The sequence below is a fragment of the Nocardiopsis potens DSM 45234 genome (assembly GCF_000341105.1).
In the GTDB taxonomy this organism is placed as follows: Bacteria; Actinomycetota; Actinomycetes; order Streptosporangiales; family Streptosporangiaceae; genus Nocardiopsis_A; species Nocardiopsis_A potens.
The window spans coordinates 1-18,494 of sequence record NZ_ANBB01000072.1 but is presented as its reverse complement, the minus strand read 5'-3'; the positions used below and the strand labels follow the sequence as shown (position 1 = coordinate 18,494).

General features: G+C 75.7%; 16 protein-coding genes. 7 read left to right on the top strand and 9 right to left on the bottom strand.

Annotated features, from left to right (window positions below; all coding sequences use genetic code 11):
* Positions 1-67 precede the first annotated feature (67 nt).
* Positions 68-1,069 (top strand): aldo/keto reductase, encoded by a 1,002-nt coding sequence (locus D459_RS0127300; protein ID WP_017596173.1) that lies wholly within the window; start codon positions 68-70, stop codon positions 1,067-1,069.
* Positions 1,070-1,124: 55 nt separating this feature from the next.
* Here the strand turns inward: D459_RS0127300 and D459_RS0127295 are convergent, their stop codons facing one another.
* From D459_RS0127295 to D459_RS0127285, 3 genes are all read right to left on the bottom strand, one after another.
* Positions 1,125-1,529, bottom strand: a complete 405-nt coding sequence (locus D459_RS0127295; RefSeq protein WP_017596172.1) for a hypothetical protein — start codon at positions 1,527-1,529, stop codon at positions 1,125-1,127.
* Complete coding sequence (locus D459_RS35985; RefSeq protein ID WP_017596171.1) at positions 1,486-1,788, bottom strand: hypothetical protein; 303 nt, start codon at positions 1,786-1,788, stop codon at positions 1,486-1,488. Before D459_RS35985 ends, D459_RS0127295 begins: the two co-directional genes overlap by 44 nt.
* A gap of 93 nt (positions 1,789-1,881) precedes the next feature.
* Positions 1,882-3,159 carry an MFS transporter gene (locus D459_RS0127285; protein ID WP_017596170.1) on the bottom strand — a complete coding sequence of 426 codons (1,278 nt, stop codon included), beginning with the start codon at positions 3,157-3,159 and terminating at the stop codon, positions 1,882-1,884.
* Positions 3,160-3,261: 102 nt separating this feature from the next.
* On the opposite strand from D459_RS0127285, the gene D459_RS0127280 reads away from it, so the two are divergent.
* Together D459_RS0127280 and D459_RS0127275 are read left to right on the top strand one after the other, a co-directional pair.
* The gene (locus tag D459_RS0127280; protein WP_017596169.1) at positions 3,262-4,215 is read left to right on the top strand and encodes a LysR family transcriptional regulator; all 954 of its coding nucleotides are present in this window, start codon (positions 3,262-3,264) and stop codon (positions 4,213-4,215) included.
* Between the two features lie 92 nt (positions 4,216-4,307).
* The gene (locus D459_RS0127275) at positions 4,308-5,849 is read left to right on the top strand and encodes a xylulokinase (RefSeq protein WP_017596168.1); all 1,542 of its coding nucleotides are present in this window, start codon (positions 4,308-4,310) and stop codon (positions 5,847-5,849) included.
* A gap of 249 nt (positions 5,850-6,098) precedes the next feature.
* On the opposite strand, the gene D459_RS0127270 is transcribed toward D459_RS0127275, so the two are convergent.
* Positions 6,099-6,992, bottom strand: coding sequence for a LysR family transcriptional regulator ArgP (locus D459_RS0127270; RefSeq protein ID WP_026120806.1), 894 nt, complete (start codon positions 6,990-6,992; stop codon positions 6,099-6,101).
* 71 nt (positions 6,993-7,063) lie between these two features.
* On the opposite strand from D459_RS0127270, the gene D459_RS0127265 reads away from it, so the two are divergent.
* Complete coding sequence (locus tag D459_RS0127265; protein WP_017596166.1) at positions 7,064-7,747, top strand: LysE/ArgO family amino acid transporter; 684 nt, start codon at positions 7,064-7,066, stop codon at positions 7,745-7,747.
* Between the two features lie 189 nt (positions 7,748-7,936).
* Here D459_RS0127265 and bla (D459_RS0127260) read toward each other — a convergent pair whose 3' ends face one another.
* A complete protein-coding gene (gene bla / locus D459_RS0127260; RefSeq protein WP_017596165.1) occupies positions 7,937-8,857 on the bottom strand; it encodes a class A beta-lactamase in 921 nt (306 codons plus the stop codon).
* A gap of 203 nt (positions 8,858-9,060) precedes the next feature.
* Complete coding sequence (gene bla, locus D459_RS0127255; RefSeq protein ID WP_017596164.1) at positions 9,061-10,002, bottom strand: class A beta-lactamase; 942 nt, start codon at positions 10,000-10,002, stop codon at positions 9,061-9,063.
* A gap of 221 nt (positions 10,003-10,223) precedes the next feature.
* On the opposite strand from bla (D459_RS0127255), the gene D459_RS0127250 reads away from it, so the two are divergent.
* Both D459_RS0127250 and D459_RS0127245 read left to right on the top strand, forming a co-directional pair.
* A complete protein-coding gene (locus D459_RS0127250; RefSeq protein WP_017596163.1) occupies positions 10,224-11,117 on the top strand; it encodes a LysR family transcriptional regulator in 894 nt (297 codons plus the stop codon).
* A complete protein-coding gene (locus D459_RS0127245; RefSeq protein WP_017596162.1) occupies positions 11,114-12,004 on the top strand; it encodes a serine hydrolase in 891 nt (296 codons plus the stop codon). Before D459_RS0127250 ends, D459_RS0127245 begins: the two co-directional genes overlap by 4 nt.
* 1,710 nt (positions 12,005-13,714) lie before the next feature.
* On the opposite strand, the gene D459_RS0127240 is transcribed toward D459_RS0127245, so the two are convergent.
* Together D459_RS0127240 and D459_RS0127235 are read right to left on the bottom strand one after the other, a co-directional pair.
* Positions 13,715-15,199, bottom strand: a complete 1,485-nt coding sequence (locus D459_RS0127240) for a M81 family metallopeptidase (RefSeq protein ID WP_017596161.1) — start codon at positions 15,197-15,199, stop codon at positions 13,715-13,717.
* A 53-nt stretch (positions 15,200-15,252) separates the two neighbouring features.
* Positions 15,253-16,554 (bottom strand): MFS transporter, encoded by a 1,302-nt coding sequence (locus D459_RS0127235; RefSeq protein ID WP_017596160.1) that lies wholly within the window; start codon positions 16,552-16,554, stop codon positions 15,253-15,255.
* Positions 16,555-16,700: 146 nt separating this feature from the next.
* Between D459_RS0127235 and D459_RS0127230 the strand changes: the two genes are divergently transcribed.
* Positions 16,701-17,702, top strand: coding sequence for an Lrp/AsnC family transcriptional regulator (locus D459_RS0127230; protein WP_017596159.1), 1,002 nt, complete (start codon positions 16,701-16,703; stop codon positions 17,700-17,702).
* A gap of 21 nt (positions 17,703-17,723) precedes the next feature.
* Here D459_RS0127230 and D459_RS0127225 read toward each other — a convergent pair whose 3' ends face one another.
* Positions 17,724-17,975, bottom strand: coding sequence for a hypothetical protein (locus D459_RS0127225; protein WP_017596158.1), 252 nt, complete (start codon positions 17,973-17,975; stop codon positions 17,724-17,726).
* Positions 17,976-18,494: the final 519 nt, after the last annotated feature.

Genomic DNA, 18,494 nt, shown 5'->3' with positions numbered 1-18,494 from the left:
GCGATTCACTGTTATCAGTGATAGTGCGGCGGGCCGCTCGCCCGCCCCGACGGTGAAGGACCCTTCCATGGCACTCCAGGAACGCCCCCTCGGCCGCACCGGCCTGCGCGTCTCCGGCCTCGGGCTGGGGCTGATGGGCATGTCCGACCTGTACGGCCCGGCCGACGAGGCCGAGTCGGTCGCCACCGTGCACGCCGCCCTCGACGCCGGCGTCACCCTGCTGGACACCGGTGACTTCTACGGGATGGGCGACAACGAACTGCTGCTCGCCCGGGCGCTGCGCGGTCGCGACCGGGACCGGGTGCGGATCAGCGTCAAGTTCGGCGCCCTGCGCGACCCCGCGGGCGGCTGGTCCGGCTACGACGGCCGACCGGAGGCGGTGAAGAACTTCCTCGCCTACTCGCTGCGCCGGCTCGGCACCGACCACATCGACGTCTACCGCCCGGCGCGGCTCGACCCGCGGGTCCCGGTGGAGGACACGGTCGGCGCCATCGCCGAGATGGTCGAGGCCGGCCACGTCCGGCACATCGGCCTCTCCGAGGTCGGGGCCGGGACGCTGCGCCGCGCGCACGCCGTGCACCCCATCAGCGACCTGCAGATCGAGTACTCGCTGCTCTCCCGCGGGATCGAGAAGGAGATCCTGCCCGCCGCCCGCGAGTTGGGCATCGGGGTGACCGCCTACGGGGTGCTCTCCCGAGGCCTGCTCTCCGGGCACTGGAGCGCCGAGCGGGAGCCGGGCGGCACGGACTTCCGCCGCATCAGCCCCCGCTTCCAGGGCGGCAACCTGCGGCACAACCTCGCCCTGGTCGAAGCGCTGCGCGCGGTGGCCGAGGCCAACGGGGCCACCCCGGCCCAGGCCGCCATCGCCTGGGTCGCCTCCCGCGGCGCCGACGTGGTGCCGCTGGTCGGCGCCCGCCGCCGGGACCGGCTCGCCGAGGCCCTGGCCGCCGCCGACCTCGAACTCTCCCCCGACGACCTGGCCGCCATCGAGGCCGCGGTCCCCGACGGCGCCGCCGCCGGCGACCGCTACGCCGCACCGATGATGGCCGACCTGGACAGCGAGCGCTGACCGCCGCACCGCGCCCCCGCCGCCCGGCGGGGCGCGGTGCGGCGCGCCCGGGCGCTCACCGGAGCCGGGCGGCGAGGTCGCACACCAGGCCGAAGCGCTGCCGCAGCCGCCCCAGGGTCACCAGCCCGGGGTCCCAGGTCACCGCCCAGTGGCCGCGGACCGCCCAGGACATCCGGTAGAACCGCCCGCGCCCGCGCACCGCCTCCACGGCATGGGAGGCGAAGCGCGGGTCGGCGGTCAGCACGCCGCGCTCCCCGCGGGAGGCGCCGGGCAGCGGGACGTAGTGCGGCAGGCTCGGGAACCACTTGGTCGCCGGGGTGATCCTCGCGTGGCGCACCTCCCACGAGGAGCGCGCGATGACGTCGGGGCGGGCGTACGGCAGCCGGGCCGCGGCGAACCAGAAGTGCCCCCCGCCCTCAAGGGTGTAGAGCCAGGTGTGCGGATTGTCGAAGCCGAGCACCGGGATCCCGCCGAGGGGCCCCGGTGACCACGTCGCGCGCCTGCTCCGGGGCCTCGGGGACGGGGACCCCCAGGGCGCCCAGCTCGCCCAGGGCGGGCGCGGCGTGCGGAGCCGAGCGGGCCAGGGGGGCGTAGTGCAGGCCGCTCTCCGCGGCGAACCGGTGCACCTTGCGGCTCTGCGCCGACATCACGGCCTTGTCGGCGTTGACGGTGACGGCGTCGCCGAACATCTCGGAGAAGATGTCGAAGAGGAATCCCACGGCGGTCGCTTTCCTAACCGGGACAAAAGGGGCGGAGCCCTGGGAGGGTAGCGAGGGACGGGGACAGGCACGACCGCCGCACCCGCGCGGGCCTCAGCGGCCCGCCCGCCGCCCGGCCACCGGCAGGCCGGTCAGCAGGGCGGCCCCCGCCGCCGCGAGCAGCAGCACTGGCACCGGCAGCAGCGCGGACGCCCAGGTGAGCAGCAGCGGGGCGAACATGCCCAGGTAGGCGGCGCTCCAGAAGTAGGAGGTGAGCCGGGCCAGGCGGAGCGGAGACGCCAGCGCGGCGGTCCGGGTCAGGCCGTAGGCCAGGGTGAGCCCGTACCCCGCCCCGAGCACCGCCCCCGCCGCGAGGCCGAGCGAGGGCAGCCCGGACGCGGCCGCCACCGCCGCCAGCACCAGACCCGCCGCGACCGTGCCGAGCCCCGCCAGCGCGGTGCCGGCCAGGCTCCGGGCGGCCAGCCGCCGCGCCACCGGCTGCACCGCGACCCCCGCGCCGGGCACGACGGCGGTGGCGACGCCCGCGTACACCGTCTCCCAGCCCGGCAGCGCACCGCCCAGCAGACCCGGCAGCGTCGCGAAACCGATGGTGGGGGCGGCGAACACCCACGGCGCCATCAGGAGGACCGTGCGCCCGAACCCCGGCCCCCGGCGGGGCGCGCTAGCGGAGGAGGCCCCGGGCGCCGCCCCGCCGGACGCCCGGGCCGGGGCCGCCACCGCCGCGCCCGCCCGCGGACGGGTCTCCGGGCACCCCCAGGCCAGCGCCCCCGCCGCCGCGGCCAGCAGCACGTGCGGCAGGTACGCCCACACCGTCGGGTACGGGGCCCACTGCGCGATCAGCGAGGCGGCCAGACCGCCGGTCGCGAAGCCCAGCGAGACGAACACCCCGGCGCGCCGCGCCGCCGTCCCGCGGGCCCGCTCCCCGACCGGCGCGTACGGCGGCGAAGAGAGCTCCTTGACCCAGGCGCCCCCGGCCGACAGCAGCGCGCCCGCGCCCAGGCCGGTCAGCGCCCGCCCGGGCCAGAGCCACACCGGGGAGAACGCGCCGAGCACCAGCAGCAGGGTCGCGGCCAGGTTGGCGGCGAGCGCGGCGAGCGCCACGGGCCGCCGCCCCAGCCGGTCGGCGAGCGGCGCCCCGCACAGCAGGCCGGGGATCAGGCCGAGCACGTACACGGCGAGCAGCGCGGTCACCGCGGACGCGGACAGCCCGGCGGCGGCGCGGTAGGTGCCCAGCAGAGCGGAGAACTGGTTCGCGCTCCACCCGGACGCGGTCATCATCAGCGCCGCCCGCACCCCGTACCGGGGCCGGGGGACGGGCGGAGCGGCGGCCTCCGCGCGGCACACGGCGGTATCCGATTCGATGTCGCTCATGGAATCCGGTTGTACGGCCCCGCCGACCTGCGTCTCCAGCCGTCTTCAGGGATCGTGAACGCGGCCGGGGGCGGCCGGGCGCGGTCGTCTAGAGTCGACGGCATGGACCTCCGCCTGCTCGCCACCTTCCTGGCCGTGGTCGAGGAGGAGCACTTCGGCAGGGCGGCGGCGCGGCTCTTCCTCTCCCCGCCCGCGGTCACCCAGCACATCCGTCGCCTGGAGGCCGAGGTCGGGGCGCAGCTGCTGCACCGGACCAGCCCCGTCGCGCCCACCCCCGCCGGTGCCCGGCTGGTCGGACACGCCCGCACCCTGCTGGCGGCCGCGGACGCCGCCCTGGACGACATGCGCGAGACGGTCCGGCTGGAGCAGGAGGGCGGCTCCCGGCCGCTGCGCATCGGCATCATGGGCCACGGCTCCGCGGAGATCACCCCCGCCGCGATCAACGCCTACCGCCGCGCCCGCCCGCAGACCCGGGTGGAGCTGCACGACCTCGACTTCACCGAGCACGTCTCGGCCCTGGTGGAGGAGCGGGTCGACCTCGCCTTCATCCGCCCGATGCCGGACGACCCCCGGATCGAGGGCGACGTGATGGTCACCGAGCAGCGGATCGTGGTCGTCCCGGAGGCCGCCCGGCTCGCCGACGCCCGCGAGGAGGGCGTGCGCGTCGCCGACCTCGAGGACCTGCCGATCTTCCGGGTCCCGGAGCGCACCCCCGACGTCTTCCAGGACTACCTCTACTTCTCCAGCCCGGACCCGCGCCGCAGCATGCACTGCGCGCTCAACCCGCAGGAGGTCCTCACCGGCGTCCTCGCGGACCGGGCGGCCGGTTCGGGGCTGCGCTCCTTCGCCCGCTACTACGCCTGGCCCGGCGCGGTGTTCGTCCCGGTCCTGGACGCCCCGTGGGAGAGCAGCCACCTCGCCCACCGGGTCGGCGACCCCGACCCGGAGGTCGCGATCTTCCGCGCCCTGGCGGTCGCCGTCGCCAAGGACATGGCGCCCCGCATCGCCGCCGAGGCCGGCGGCCCCCTCCCCGGTGGCGCGGGCGCGCCCGGGTGACGGTGCCGTCCCGGGCGGCGCGGCGTGATAGAGAGGTCGGCGACGCGGCCGGCCGGCCGCGGTCGGGCCGGGACCGCCGGGAGGGTCAGGGAGTGGGAACCGACGCGCTGCTCGGCGCCGACCTCGGCACCAGCGGAGTGAAAGTGCTGGTCATCGGGGTGGACGGGGAGCCGCTGGGTGAAGCCGAGGCCGGGTACCCGGTCCGGTCGCCGCGACCGGGGTGGGCGGAGAGCGACCCAGCGGAATGGTGGGCGGCCACCGTCCGGGCGGTCCGCGCGGCGCTGGACCGCGCGGCGGCGCGGCGGCCGGGCGGGGTGCGCATCGCGGGGGTCGGAGTGGACGGGCAGATGCACGGCCTGGTCCTCACCGCCGCCGACGGCGCCCCGGTCCGCCCGGCACTGCTCTGGGCCGACCGGCGCGCCGCCGGCGACCTGGAGCCGTGGACCGGACTGCCCGCCGCGGAGCGGGAGCGCCTGGCCAACCCGGTGGTGCCCGGGATGACCGGGCCGCTGCTGCGCTGGGCGGCCCGCAGCGAACCGGACGCGGTCCGCGCGGCCCGCAGCGCGCTGCTCCCCAAGGACTGGCTCCGGATGCGGCTCACCGGCGCCGCCGCCACCGACCCCTCCGACGCCTCGGCCACCCTGCTCTGGGACGTCCCCGCCGACACCTGGTCGCAGGCGGCCGTCGCGGCGGCCAGCCTGCCGGAGCGGCTGCTCCCGCCGGTCCTGCCGTCCGGCTCCGCGGCCGGCGTGCTCACCGGAGAGGCCGCCGCCGAACTGGGCCTGCCGCCGGGCGTCCCGGTCGCGGCGGGCGCCGGCGACACCCCGGCCGCCCTGCTCGCCTCCGGCGCGGGCGCGGGCGCGGACGCAGGCGGGGGCTCGGGCGGGGCCGCGGGTGCGGATGCGGGCGGGAGCGCGGGCGAGGTGCGGCTCACCGTCGGCAGCGGCGCCCAGCTCGTCGCCCCCACCGGCGACCCGCGGCCGTTCCCCGGCGGGCACGTCTACCGCACCGCGGAACCGGGCGGGTGGTACAGGATGGCGGCGGTGCAGAACGCGGGCATCGCCCTGGACTGGGTGCGCCGCCTGCTCGGCGCCGACTGGGAAGAGCTGTACGCCGCCGCGGAGCACGGCGGCCCCGGCGCGGGTGGGGCGCTGTTCGTCCCGCACCTGACCGGCGAGCGCACGGCGGGGACGGGGAGAGCGGGGGACGGCGGGGCGGCCGGACGCCTGTCCGGGCTGAGCCTGGGAACAGGGCGGACGGAGATGCTGCGGGCCGCCGTCGAGGGCGTGGCCATGTCGATCCGGCACGCCGCCTCGGCACTGCCCGGAGGCGTCCCCGCGACCATCCGCCTCACCGGCGGCGGGGCCCGGGACCCCCGCTTCCGCCGCCTCCTCGCCGACGTCCTCGACGCCGAACTGCGCCCGACCTCCTCCCTCCGCAGCCCCTCGGCCCTCGGCGCCGCACTCTTGGCGGCCCGCGCCGCCGGTATACCTCTGACGCTCCCGCCCCCGACCGCCGAACCCCCGGTCCACCCGGGCTCGGACGTCGAGGCGTACCGAGAGCTCTACGACCGCTACTTGAGGGCGGCTACGGTGGAGGATGTGACGTCTGAGACTCGGATAACTTATCGATAACGCCCCGCAAAGTCGCAGGTCATTAAGGGTGAGCCCCGCGTACGCGGGGATGGACCGCTCATCGCGGCTGGCTGGCTGACCGCCGACGCGGTGAGCCCCGCGTACGCGGGGATGGACCGTAGCGGACCTGTTCTTGCACCTCGCACGCGGCGTGAGCCCCGCGTACGCGGGGATGGACCCGAAGCTCGGTGGGCTGTTGCGCTCGGTCTGGGGTGAGCCCCGCGCATGCGGGGAAGCGTCCCGAACCGTTCAGCGGAGGGTCGTCCGTGCCGCCTCCATGACCGCTGCGGCGACGGTGTCCAGGGCCGGGCTGCGCAGGCGCCATTGCTGCCAGTAGAGCGGGCGGTCCAGCGGGTGGTCCGGGTCGATGTGGACCAGGCGGTCGCCCATGGCCTCGACCTGCATGCTGGGGACCATCGCCCAGCCGAGGCCGAGGGCCACCGCCTCGGCGAAGTCGGCCGAGGCGGGAACCCGGTGGCGGGGCGGGGCGAGGCGGCGGCGGGTGCGGGAGCGGATGTACCGGCGCTGCAGGTCGTCCTTGTGGTCGAAGTCGACGTGCGGGGCGGCGGCCAGTGCGTCGGCGGTCACTCCGTCCGGGAACCAGTGCTCGGCGAAGTCCGGGGCGGCGACGGCCAGGTAGCGCATGGTGCCCAGGCGCTCCACGGTGCAGCCCTGGACCGGGGCGGAATCGGCGGTGATCGCCGCCATCACCGTTCCGTCGCGCAGTAGCGAAACGGTGTGCTCCTCGTCCTCCCGGTGGATCTCGAAGAGGTGGCCGGCGAGGCCGGCGAAGGCGGGCAGCGCCCAGGTGGACAGCGAGTCGGCGTTGACGGCCAGCGGGACGGTCACCGGGCCGCCCCCGCCGCCCTCGCCGTCCCCGTCGCCTCCGCCGCTCAGGTCGCGGGCGAGGTCGGCCGAGAGCGCCTCGATCTGCCGGGCCGTGCGCAGCACCGACGCCCCGGCGTCGGTCACCGCCAGCGGCCGGGAGCGGACCAGCAGCACCCGCCCCACCTCGGTCTCCAGCGCCTTGATCCGCTGGCTGATCGCGGAAGGGGTGACGTGCAGCGCGGCTGCGGCCGCGTCGAAGGTGCCGCACCGCACGGCGGCGCTCAGCGCCCGCAGCTGTCCGAAGTCCAGGTTCATCATGAGCGATTCTAATGGAGCCCGAGAAACATTAGCTTTACTGCTGCAGGGACCGGGCCTAGCTTCGGAGCGTGTCGATCTTCGCTTCTCTTCTCGCTTCCGCGCCTCCTGCCTCCGCCGGGTCCTCCGGCCTCTCCGGGGCGCTCTCCGATCTCGCCGCGGCCGGGGCGGGGCTCGGGTTCGGGCTCTCGCTCATCGTCGCCATCGGCGCGCAGAACGCCTTCGTGCTCCGCCAGGGGCTGCGCCGCGAGCACGTCCCGGCGGTGGTGGCGATCTGCGCCCTCTCCGACGCGGTGCTGATCATGCTCGGCATCTCCGGCATCGGCACGGTCGCCGAGCTCGCGCCCTGGCTGCTCACCCTGGTCCGGTGGGGCGGCGTGGCGTTCCTGGTGGTCTACGGGGCGCTCGCGCTGCGCCGGGCGGCCCGCCCGGGCCGGCTGGGCCCGGCGGAGGGGAGCGCCCCGGCGGGGGCGGCCGCGGCGGTCGCCGCCTGCCTGGCGATGACCTGGCTGAACCCGCACGTCTACCTGGACACCATGGTGCTCACCGGGTCGGTCGGCAACGGCTACGGCGAGCAGCGCTGGTGGTTCGGCGGCGGGGCGGTGCTGGGCAGCCTGGTGTGGTTCAGTGCGTTGGGGTTCGGTGCCCGGTACCTGGGGCCGGTGTTCCGCTCCCCGCGGGCCTGGCGCGTCCTGGACCTGGTGATCGCGTGCACCATGTTCGCCATCGCGGCCTCGCTGGCGATGGAGGCGTGACCGGCGCTCCGGCTGGGCTGGAGGTTCCGCAGGTACTGACCCTGCGGGGAGCATCCGCCGCCCGGGGCGGCTCTCTGCGGGCGGCGGGATCGGTCCGGCTCCGCTTCGGCGGTGCGGCCGCAGGCGGGAGGGGCGGCGGGCACCGGCCCGTCGCCCCTCCCGCGGGTGGTTCCGCGGAGGCGCCCCCGGTCAGCCGAGGGTGTCGGCGACCACCTCGGCGGCGTCGGCGACCAGCGCCTCCTGCCACTCGGCGTCCTTGTCGTCCCGGGTGGTCAGGATGGAGACGACGATCGGGTCGGCGCCGTCGGAGGGCCACAGCACCGCGATGGCGTTGCGGGTGCCGTAGTCGCCGCCGCCGGTCCGGTCGCCGACCTTCCAGTCGTCCGGGACGCCGGCCCGGATCAGCGCGTCACCGGTGGTGTTGCCCTTCAGCAGGTCGGTGAGGAAGACGCGCTCCTCCTCCTTGAGCGTGTCGCCCAGGGCGTACTCGCGCAGGTCCGAGGCGAGCGCGCGCGGGGTGCTGGTGTCCCGCTCGTCGCCCGGGATCGCCGAGTTCAGCTCGGTCTCGTAGCGGTCCATGCTGGTGGTCTCGTCGCCGATCTCGCCCAGCTGGGCCTCCAGCCCCTTCGGGCCGCCGAACTGGTCGAACAGCAGGTTGGCGGCGGTGTTGTCGCTGTAGCGCATCGCGGCGTCGCTGATGTCGCGCAGCGTCATGCCGGTGTCGACGTGCTTCTCGGTGATCGGCGAGTGGTCGACCAGGTCCTCCTCGGAGTAGGTGACCACCTCGTCGAGCTTCTCGTCGGGGAAGCGGTCCAGCAGCGCGCCGACCGCCAGCGCCTTGAAGGTGGAGCAGAACGCGAACCGCTCGTCGGCCCGATAGCCGATCTCCTCCTCGGAGCCGGTGTCCACGGCGTAGACGCCGAGCCGGGCGTCGTACTCCTTCTCCAGCTCCTTGAACTCCTTCTCCGCGGCGGCCTGCAGGTCCTGCCGGGCCGAGACCTCGGTGGCGGTGCCCTCCGGTGCGCCGGCCCCGGTGCAGGCCGCGACCGGGGCGAGCGCCAGCGCGGCCAGCGAGGCGACTCCGAGGCGCCGTGCGAACGGGATCTTCATCGTCGGTTTCTCCCTGCTTCGTGGGGTGGGCCACCGGGCCGGGGACGGACCGCCGCGGCGGTGCGGCGGCCGGCCCGGTGGTGGTATGCCGTTCGGGACGGAAGCGGACCGTTCCATGCGGAACCGGCATGGCGCCCGGTCGTCCCCGTTCGCGGTGCGGCCGGGCGCGGGACGGGTTCCCCGCGGCCGCACCGCCCGGGCGGTCAGCCGAGGGTGTCGGCGACCACCTCGGCGGCGTCGGCGACCAGCGCCTCCCGCCGCTCGGCGTCCTTCTCGTCGCGGCTGGTCATGATCGCGATGACGATCGGGTCGCCGTCCGGCGGGTGCACCACGGCGATGTCGTTGCGGGTGCCGTAGCCGCCGCTGCCGGTCTTGTCACCGACCTTCCAGCCGTCCGGGACGCCGGCCCGGATCAGCGCGTCGCCGGTGAGGTTCCGCTCCAGCAGGTCGGTGTAGTAGTCCTGCTCGCCGTCGGTGAGCGAGTCGCCGAGGGCGTACTCGCGCAGGTTCGCGGCGAGCGCGCGCGGGGTGCTGGTGTCCCGCTCGTCGCCCGGGACGGCCTCGCTCAGCTCGGTCTCGTACCGGTCCATACTGGTGGTCTCGTCGCCGATCTCGCGCAGTTCGGCCTGGAGCCCCTTCGGGCCGCCGAACTGCTCGAACAGCAGGTTGCCCGCGGTGTTGTCGCTGTAGCGCATCGCGGCGTCGCCGATGTCGCGCAGCGTCATGCCGGTGTCGACGTGCTTCTCGGTGATCGGCGAGTACCCGATCACGTCCTCCTCGGAGTAGGCGACCACCTCGTCCAGTTTCTCCTCCGGGTGCTCGCGGAGCAGGGCGCCGACGGCCATCGCCTTGAAGGTGGAGCAGTAGGCGAACCGCTCGTCGGCCTGGTAGGCGATCTCCTCCTCGGAGCCGGTGTCCACGGCGTAGACGCCGAGCCGGGCGTCGTGCTCCTCCTCCAGCTCCGCGAACGCCTGCTCCACTCCGGCGGGCAGGGCGCTCCCGGCGGCCGCGCCCGTGCTCTCGTGCGCCGGGACCTCGGCGGCGACGCCGTCCGGGAGTCCGGCGCCGGTGCAGGCCGCCAGCGGTGCGAGCGCCAGCGCGGCCAGCGACGCCGTGCCGGCGCCCCGTGTGAAGCGGATTCTCATCCCGTTACCCCCTGCTTCTGATATCGAACACATGTTCGAATGCATGGTGAGCGGTGGGCCCGCAGCCGTCCGGAGCACACCCCCCGGGCGCACACCCGGCGCCCCGACCCGCCTACGCGGGCGGCCTCGCCGAAGCCCTGCGCAGCAGTCTGGCCCAGAGAACCGATGCCGTCCAAGACGGAAACCGGCGCTTCCATGCGGAACCGGCATAATGCTCTGTCATGGATCTCGTCGGTGCCTGCAAGGCGTTCGTCAGCGTGAGCGAGCGGGGCAGCTTCACCCTCGGCGCGGCGGCCGCGCGCATCCCGCAGCCGGTCGCCAGCCGGCGCGTCGCCGCCCTGGAGAAGCACCTGGGCGGGCGGCTGATCGACCGCTCGGCGCGCAGGGCCGTGCTCACCCCGTTCGGCAGGGAGATGCTCCCCTCCGCCAGGCGCCTGGTGCGGCTGGCCGAGGCGATGGAGCACGACGCCGAGCGCGCCCGGCTCACCCCGCTCCGCTTCGCCGTCCCGGACGTCTGCTCCACCCTGGACCTCGCCCGCCTCGACGCCGAGGCCCGCGAGCAGGGCGTCCACCTGGACTTCCAGCAGGCCCGGCCGGACGAGCGGGCCGAGCTTCTCCGCTCCCAGCAGGTCCGGGCCGCCCTCACCGCCGTCCCGGTGAGCGAGAGCGCCTGGACGGTGCCGCTGGGCCTGGCCGCCGCGGTCCCGCAGCGCGCCCGGGTGGTGCACGCCGAGACGCTCCGGGTGGGCCGCGGCGACCGGGACGCCCCGGGCCGCCGCATCTGGATCCAGCCCGAGGACGACGTCCCGCACATCCGGGACCGGGTGACCCGGCTGCGTGACTCGGTGGGGTTGCGACCCGCCCAGGTCGCGGTGGCCGCCGCGCTCGCCCCCGCGGTCGCCGCCGTGCTCGGCTCCTCCGACCTGCTGCTCTGCTCGGCCAAGCAGGCCGAGGAGCTGGAGCTGCACTGGCGCCCGATCGGCGGGATCGACCTGGCCCGCGGCTACGGGATCGCGGGCGGCGCGGGCGACGAGGCCGAGCGCATCCGGGAGCGGCTGGGCAGCGGGATCGCGCACTGCCTGGGCGCCCGGCCCCGGAACGGGGGCGCGGAATGAGCACCGAGGCCCTCATCCGGGAGCTCCGCGCCGAACTCGACGACGGCGGGCTGCGCGGCTCCTTCCTCGTCCGCGACCTGCGCACCGGAGAGGAGGCGGGGATCGAGCCGGACCTGGAGTTCCCCACCGCCTCGCTGGTGAAGATCCCGCTGGCGGTGGCGGTCCTGGAACTGGTCCGCGCCGGCGAGGTGGACGGCGCCGAACCGGTGCTGCTGCGCCCCGGCGGCGCGCCGACCGGCGTCGGCAGGTTCCGCCACCCCGCCCGGGTCGCCGTGGAGGACCTGCTCTACCTCGCCATGGCGATCAGCGACAACGTGGCGGCCGAAGCCCTGTTCACCATCGCCCCGCCCGCCCGGGTCACCGAGTCGCTGCGGCGGATGGGCGTCCGCGGGATCACCGTCCGGCACCCGATGAGCGACCTCAGCGACACCCCCGCGGACCGCCTCGGCCCGGATGACGCCTACCTGGCGCACTCGCTGGCGATCGGCGCGGGCACCGCAGGGCGCGGCCACATGATGCCCCAGCTCGACGTCACCGTGGGCAACTCGGGGACGGCGCGGGCCTTCACCGACCTGCTGCAGGAGCTGTGGTCCCCCTCGGCGGTCGACCCCGCCATCGCCGAGCGGGTCCGCGGGCTGATGGGCGACAACATGATGCGCCAGCGGCTGGCCCCGGACTTCGCCTCCGACGCCTCCAAGTGGTCCTCCAAGACCGGCACCCTGCTCAACCTCCGGCACGAGGTCGGCGTGGTGGAGCACGCCGACGGGCAGGCCTTCGCCGTCGCGGTGCTCACCGAGTCGCGGGTCCCGGCGATCATCCAGCCCGGCGCCGAGAGCCTCATGGCCCGCGTCGCCGTCTCCCTCCGCGACCACCTGCGCGGCGGCTGACCGCCCCGGACGCGCCGGACGCGCCGGACGCGCCGACCTAGCCGGGCGTCCCGATCGGGCGCGGCGCCTCACGGCGTTGCGGTTCAGACCGGCGGCGAGGGCGGGCGGGGACCGGCCGGTCGGTCGGGCGCGGCGCCTCGCGGGGTCGGGGTTCAAGCCGGCGGCGAAGGCGGCGGTGGGGACCGGCTGGTCGGTCGGGCGCGGCGCCTCACGGGGCGGGGGTTCAAGCCGGTGGCGAAGGCGGCGGTGGGGGCGGGGCGGAGGCGGTCGCCCGGGCGCGGCGCCTCACGGGGCGGGGGTTCAAGCCGGTGGCGAAGGCGGCGGTGGGGGCGGGGCGGAGGCGGTCGCCCGGGCGCGGCGCCTCACGGGGCGGGGGTTCAAGCCGGTGGCGAAGGCGGCGGTGGGGGCGGGGCGGACGCGGTCGCCCGGGCGCGGCGCCTCACGGGGCGGGGGTTTAAGCCGGTGGCGAAGGCGGCGGTGGGGGCGGGGCGGACGCGGTCGCCCGGGCGCGGCGCCTCACGGGGCGGGGGTTTAAGCCGGTGGCGAAGGCGGCGGTGGGGGCGGGGCGGACGCGGTCGCCCGGGCGCGGCGCCTCACGGGGCAGGGGTTCAAGCAGGCAGCGACGGCGGCGGTGGGAACCGGCCGGTCGGTCAGGCGCGGCAGAGCAGGGCGGGCCGGTCGGGGCGGGCCGAGGTGGCGGGTTCGCCGTTCCCGCGTCGCCCGGGCGCCGGGGCCGGCCGCCCCTGAAACCGCCGCACCCCCCCTGACCTGGGCGAATACGCAGGGTGATGGTGGAGTGGGGCGCCCTGCGCACCGCGAGAGCACCCCGGTGATTCCCGGGCGCGCATCCCGGCCCGGATCGGCCCCCGAGAGGCTCGAATCGCCCCGATCGGGCCGGTGTTCAGGGTTCGAGGCGCCCGCAAGGCCGCAAAGCAGGGGGCCGGAACCCGGGCAGGGTAGAGGCGGGGGCGGGATGTCGCTTTTGTCCCCCTGGGAAGACCCTGTTTGACAACTCTGGGTAACCGGAGAGGGGGTGGCGGGGGCTTCAGAGCCCACTACTCGCTGGTAGATGTAATCGGGGTGCTCTCGCGGTGCGCAGGGCGCCCCCACCCCTGCCCGATCCCCGCCGCAAACCAGGCATAGGGGATAAGGTCCCCTGGCAGGCGCGGGCGGGCGGCCCGCCGCCCTCCCCGCCTGCTTGAGCCTGCACTCCGCGAGGCGCCGCACCCGACCGACCGGCCGGTCCCCCTCCCGCCTTCGCCGCCTGCTTGAACCCCGGCCTCGTGAGGCGCCGTGCCCGGGTGAGGCCCTGGCCCCGCTCCTACCGCTGCCGTCGCCGCCTGCTTGAGCCTGCACTCCGCGAGGCGCCGCACCGGACCGACCGGCCGGTCTCCCTCCCGCCTTCGCCGCCCGTCTTGACCTTCGCTCCGCGAGGCGCCGCACCCGACCGACCGGCCGGTCCCCCTCCCGCCTTCGCCGCCTGCTTGAACCCCGGCCTCGTGAGGCGCCGTGCCCGGGTGGGGCCGCCCTGTTCCGGTCGCAGTGGCTCGAAGCGTCCGGCTCGCCATCGGGGAGGTGCCTCCGCGCTTCTGGGGACTCCCGGGCCGGGCGGGGCGGGGCGGGGTGTCCCGGCGGCGCCGGGGGAGGGGCCGGCGCCGCCGGGGTGCCTCCGCGCCCGAGGACGGGGCGGGCGCGGAGGGGAACGGGGGGTCAGTGGAAGGCCGGGCCTCCCGGGCGGAGGCGGGTACCGGGGCGCAGCCGGGTCCAGGGCAGCTCGCCCGGGTCCGCCGCCATCGGCCCGGGGGCCACCGCGACCAGGACGCGGCCGGCGATCGGCTGGAAGTCGCCGCGGAAGTGCACCGAGCTCTTCACCGCCACGATCTGCTGCTCCTCGGGGGCGACCCCGGCGGCGCGCAGCTGGTTGCGGTCCATGATCTGCGCCTTGCGCGAATTGACCACCACCGACACGTTGCCCGAGCGCAGCAGGCAGGACGGGCCCACGTCGAGCTCGTTGCCGCGCATCATCGGGCCCTCGAAGACGACCCGGCCGTCGGTCACCGCCGCCACCTCGAAGACCCCGCGCAGCGGCGCGTCGCCGGGCACCCCGGAACCGGGGAACTCCGCCTCGATCTCCGCACCGACCCCGGCCCGCACCGCCCGGGCGACGACGCCGGCGTCCCACATCGCGGCCAGCACCGACCCCGGGTGGTCCCGCTTCAGCAGCGCCCGGAGCAGCCCGGTGGTGGTCGCGTCGCCACCGGCCCCCGGGTTGTCCTGGGTGTCGGCGACGACCACCGGGGCGGCGCCCGCCGCGGCCGCCTCGGCGGCGGCCTCCACCGCCTCCGCGGCCTCCAGCACGTCCAGGGCGAACTCCGGTTCGCGCAGCTCCACCAGGGCGGCGAGCCGCTCCACCTCGCGCACCACCGCGCCGGCGTCGGCGCCGTAGCCGAACGCGGTCGGGCCGCAGTCGGGGAAGTCGGCGGCGGGGAAGCCCGCGGCGAAGGTGAGCACCGCCTCCCCGTCCGGCACCTCCTGCACCCGCCGGTAGATCTCCCCGGCCGGCTCCAGCAGGGTGCTGCCGGAGTTGATCGGGATGAGGAACGGGATCCGCGCCCGGTGCACGGCCAGCTCCTCCCCGTCCAGCAGCCGGTGGAGCAGCGCCGCGGCGCGCCGCCCGGTGTCGGCCATGTCCACGTGCGGGTAGGTGCGGTAGGCGACCATCGCGTCGGCCGCCTCGAACATCAGCGGGGTCATGTTGGCGTGCAGGTCCAGGCTGACCGAGACGGGCACCCCGGGGCCGACCGCGGCGCGGACCCGGCGCAGCACCTCGCCGTCCCCGTCGTCGTGCGAGGCGGTCACCATGGCGCCGTGCAGGTCCAGGTAGACCGCATCCGGCCGGTGCTCGCGGCAGGCGTCGACGATCTCCCCGCAGATCCGCTCGAAGGCCCGGTCGGTGACCGGGGCCGAGGGGGAGGCGGCGCACCACAGCACCGGGAGGAGCTCGGCGTCCCAGGTCCGCGCCTCCGCGATGAACCCGCCGACCGGGACGTTGACGCCGGCCAGCCGGAGCACCTCCGGGCCGCGGTGCATCCGCGGGAACCCCTCGCCGTTGACGAAGTTCTCGTAGTCGGCGGGTGTCGAGGCGAAGGTGTTCGTCTCGTGCAGGAACCCGGCGATCAGGATCTTCGGCGCCATCGCCGCCCTTCCGTTCGTGTCTTCCCGGACCCGGTGCCGCCCGGCCGGCGGCCTCAGTCCCGCTCCGGGTGGCGGATGAGGAACAGCGCCGCCACCGCGGCGGCGAGCAGCCCCACCATCGCCAGCAGCCCGGCCTGGGTGCTGCCGGTGGCGTCCTTGACCAGGCCGATCAGGTAGGGGCTGACGAACCCGCCGAGGATGCCGATGGTGTTGATGAAGGCGATCCCGCCGGCCGCGGCGGTGCCGCCGAAGTGCTCGGCGGGGACCGCCCAGAACACGGTGTAGGCGGCCCAGACCGCGGCCACCGCGACGATCATCGCGGTGAACGACACCGCGAACACGTCCCCGGTCAGCGCGGAGACCAGCAGCGCCGCCCCGGCCACCGCGGTCGGCACGATCGTGTGCCAGCGGCGGTCCCCGGTCCGGTCGGAGGTCCGGCCCAGCACCACCATGGCCGCGACCGCGAACATGTAGGGCACCGCGGTCAGGAACCCGATCTCCAGGGTCCCCTCCACCCCGTTCTCCTGCAGCACCGTCGGCAGCCAGAAGCTGATCGCGTAGATGCCGCACATCATGCCGAAGTAGGCGACGGACATGACGTGGATGCGGGGGTCCTTCAGCGCGGCGGAGAAGCTGTGCACGGCCCGCGTCCGGCCGCGCGCCACCGCCGCCGCGACCACCTCCTTCTCCCGGGCGGAGAGCCAGTCCGCCTCCTGCGGCCGGTCCGCCATCAGCCGCCAGAACAGGTAGCCCAGGACCGCGCAGGGGACGCCCTCGACGACGAACATCCACTGCCAGCCGGCCAGCCCGCCGACGCCGTCCATGCCGCTGATGATCACCGCCGAGACCCCCGACCCGAAGATCGAGCCGATCGGGCCGGCCAGCATGTAGACGCCCATCGCGGCGGCCATCCGCCGCGTCGAGTACCAGTAGGTCAGGTACAGGATGATGCCCGGCGCGAAACCGGCCTCGAAGACGCCGAGCAGGATCCGCAGCGTGTAGAACGACGCCTCGTTCCAGGCGAACGCCATGGCGGCCGAGGTCAGGCCCCACAGCACCATGATCCGGGTGATCGTCCGCTTGGCCCCGATCCGCTGCATCAGCAGGTTGCTCGGGACCTCCAGCAGCGCGTACGCCAGGAAGAACAGCCCGGCGCCGAGGCCGAACGCCGCCTCGGAGAGGCCGATGTCCTCCTGCATGTGCAGCTTGGCGAAGCCGATGTTCACCCGGTCGAGGTAGGCGAAGGTGTAGCAGAGCAGCAGGAACGGCAGCAGCCTGCGGCCGACCTTGCGGTAGACCGCGGCCTCCTCGGCCGACTCCTCCCGGATGCCCGGGGTGCGGGACGCCTCGACCACGGCTTCTCCCCTCGAACGTGAGCCCCATCACCGATGGGCCACAACTCTAGGAGCGCCCCAGGTCCGGTCCCCCAAGCGTTCGATTCTCACTCTCAGCCCCTGGAAACGATGGAAACCTGCGATCCGCCGGGCTAGATTGCGGATCCATGACATACCGCGTGCACGAGGCGGATCTGCAGCTGGTCGACGCGCTCCAGGTCGATCCGCGGGCCACCTGGGCCGAGCTCGGCGCCGCGCTGGGGGTCTCCCCGGTGACCGCGGCCCGCCGCTGGCGCCGGCTGGAGGAGCGCGGCCTGGCCTGGGTCGGCGCGGCGATCGCCCCGGAGCACTCGATGGGCGCGGTGATCGAGGTGCGCTGCGCCCCCGGGCAGGCCGACCGGGTGGCGGGCGCGCTGTCCCGCCGGCCCGAGGTGATCACCGCCGCGACCACCACCGGCGACTTCCAGGTGTTCGCGATCCTGCTCGCCGCCGAGCTGCGCTCCCTGCTGTCCGCCCTGGCCGGGGAGTTCGCGCTGACCGACGGCGCCGAGCGGATCCGGCACAGCGTGTTCCGGCTGCTCTACGGCGGCGTGCACTGGCGGCAGGGCATCCTCTCCTCCGAGGAGTCCCGGGCGGTGGCCAAACCGCCGCCCCCGCCGCGCTCCCGGGTCCGCCCGCTGGACGCCGGGGACCGCGCCCTGTTCCGCTGCCTCAACCTGCGCGGCCGCGCCACCGCCCCGGAGATCGCCGCCGAGACCGGCCTGCCCGAGCACCGGGTCCGCCGCCGCGTCGACGAGCTGATCGCCTCCCGCCGCCTCATCTTCCGGTGCGACGTCGCCCGCCCGCTGTTCGACCTCCCGCTCGGCGTCTTCCTGCAGCTCGCCGTCCCCGACACCGAGGCCGGCCGGACCGCCGCCGAACTCGGCGCCTGGCGCGAGACCCGGCTGTGCGCCGGCACGGTCGGCGCCGCCAACATCGTCCTCATCATCGGCCTGCACCAGCTCTCCGAGCTGGAGGACGTGCTGATCCGCATCGCCCGCCGCTTCCCCGCCGCCGAGGTCCGCGACCGCCGCGTCGTCCTGCGCAACCACAAAATCTACGGTCGCATCCTCGACGACCTCGGCCGCTGCGTGGAGGCGATCCCGGTCGACCCGTGGGGCGGGGGCTGAGCGGCCCGCCCCGCTGCACGCTCAGGAGGGGGCGCCGCCGCCCTCTCCACCGCCCTCTTCGCGGCCCCCTCCGGCGCGCCGCAGGTCCGCGGCGAACGAGCGGAACAGGGCGGTCGTCTCCGCTTCGGGGCCGTGCTCCCGCTCGGCCACCGCCAGCCCGTGCGCCACCAGCTCCGCGGCCCCCGAGGCGTCCCCGGCCTGCTCCGCGGCGGAGGCGAGGTTGTACAGCGCGGAGAGCGCGGAGGGGTGGGCCTCGCCGAGGACCGCCCGCATCTCGGCGGCGATGGCGGGAAGGGGACGTGCCGGCCGGTCGGCCGGGCGCGGCGCCTCGTGAAGCGAAGGCTCAAACGGGCAGCGAAGGCAGGAGAGGGGCTGGCCGGTCGGTCAAGTGCAGCGCCTCACAGGCTAAAGGTCCAGACGGGCAGCAACGGCAGTGGTGGGGACGGGGCGGAGGCGGCCGCCCGGGCGCGGCGCTCCGCGGGGCCGGGGTTCAAGTCGGCAGCGAAGACGGGGAGGGGCACCGGCTGGTCGGTCGGGCGCGGCAGAGCGGGCCGGGACGGCGGGATCGTTGTGTCCGCACCGCCCGGGCGCCGGGGCTGGCCGTCTCTGAAACCGCTACCCCTTCCTGACCTGGGGCAATACGCAGGGTGATGGCGGGGTGGGGTGCCCTGTGCGCTGCGAGAGCACCCCGGTGATTCCTGGGCGCGCATCCTGGGCCGGATCGGGCTTCTGAGGCGCGTTATGTGGGTTGACGCGGCGGACCTCCGGAGCGACGAGGAGAGTGACAAGCTT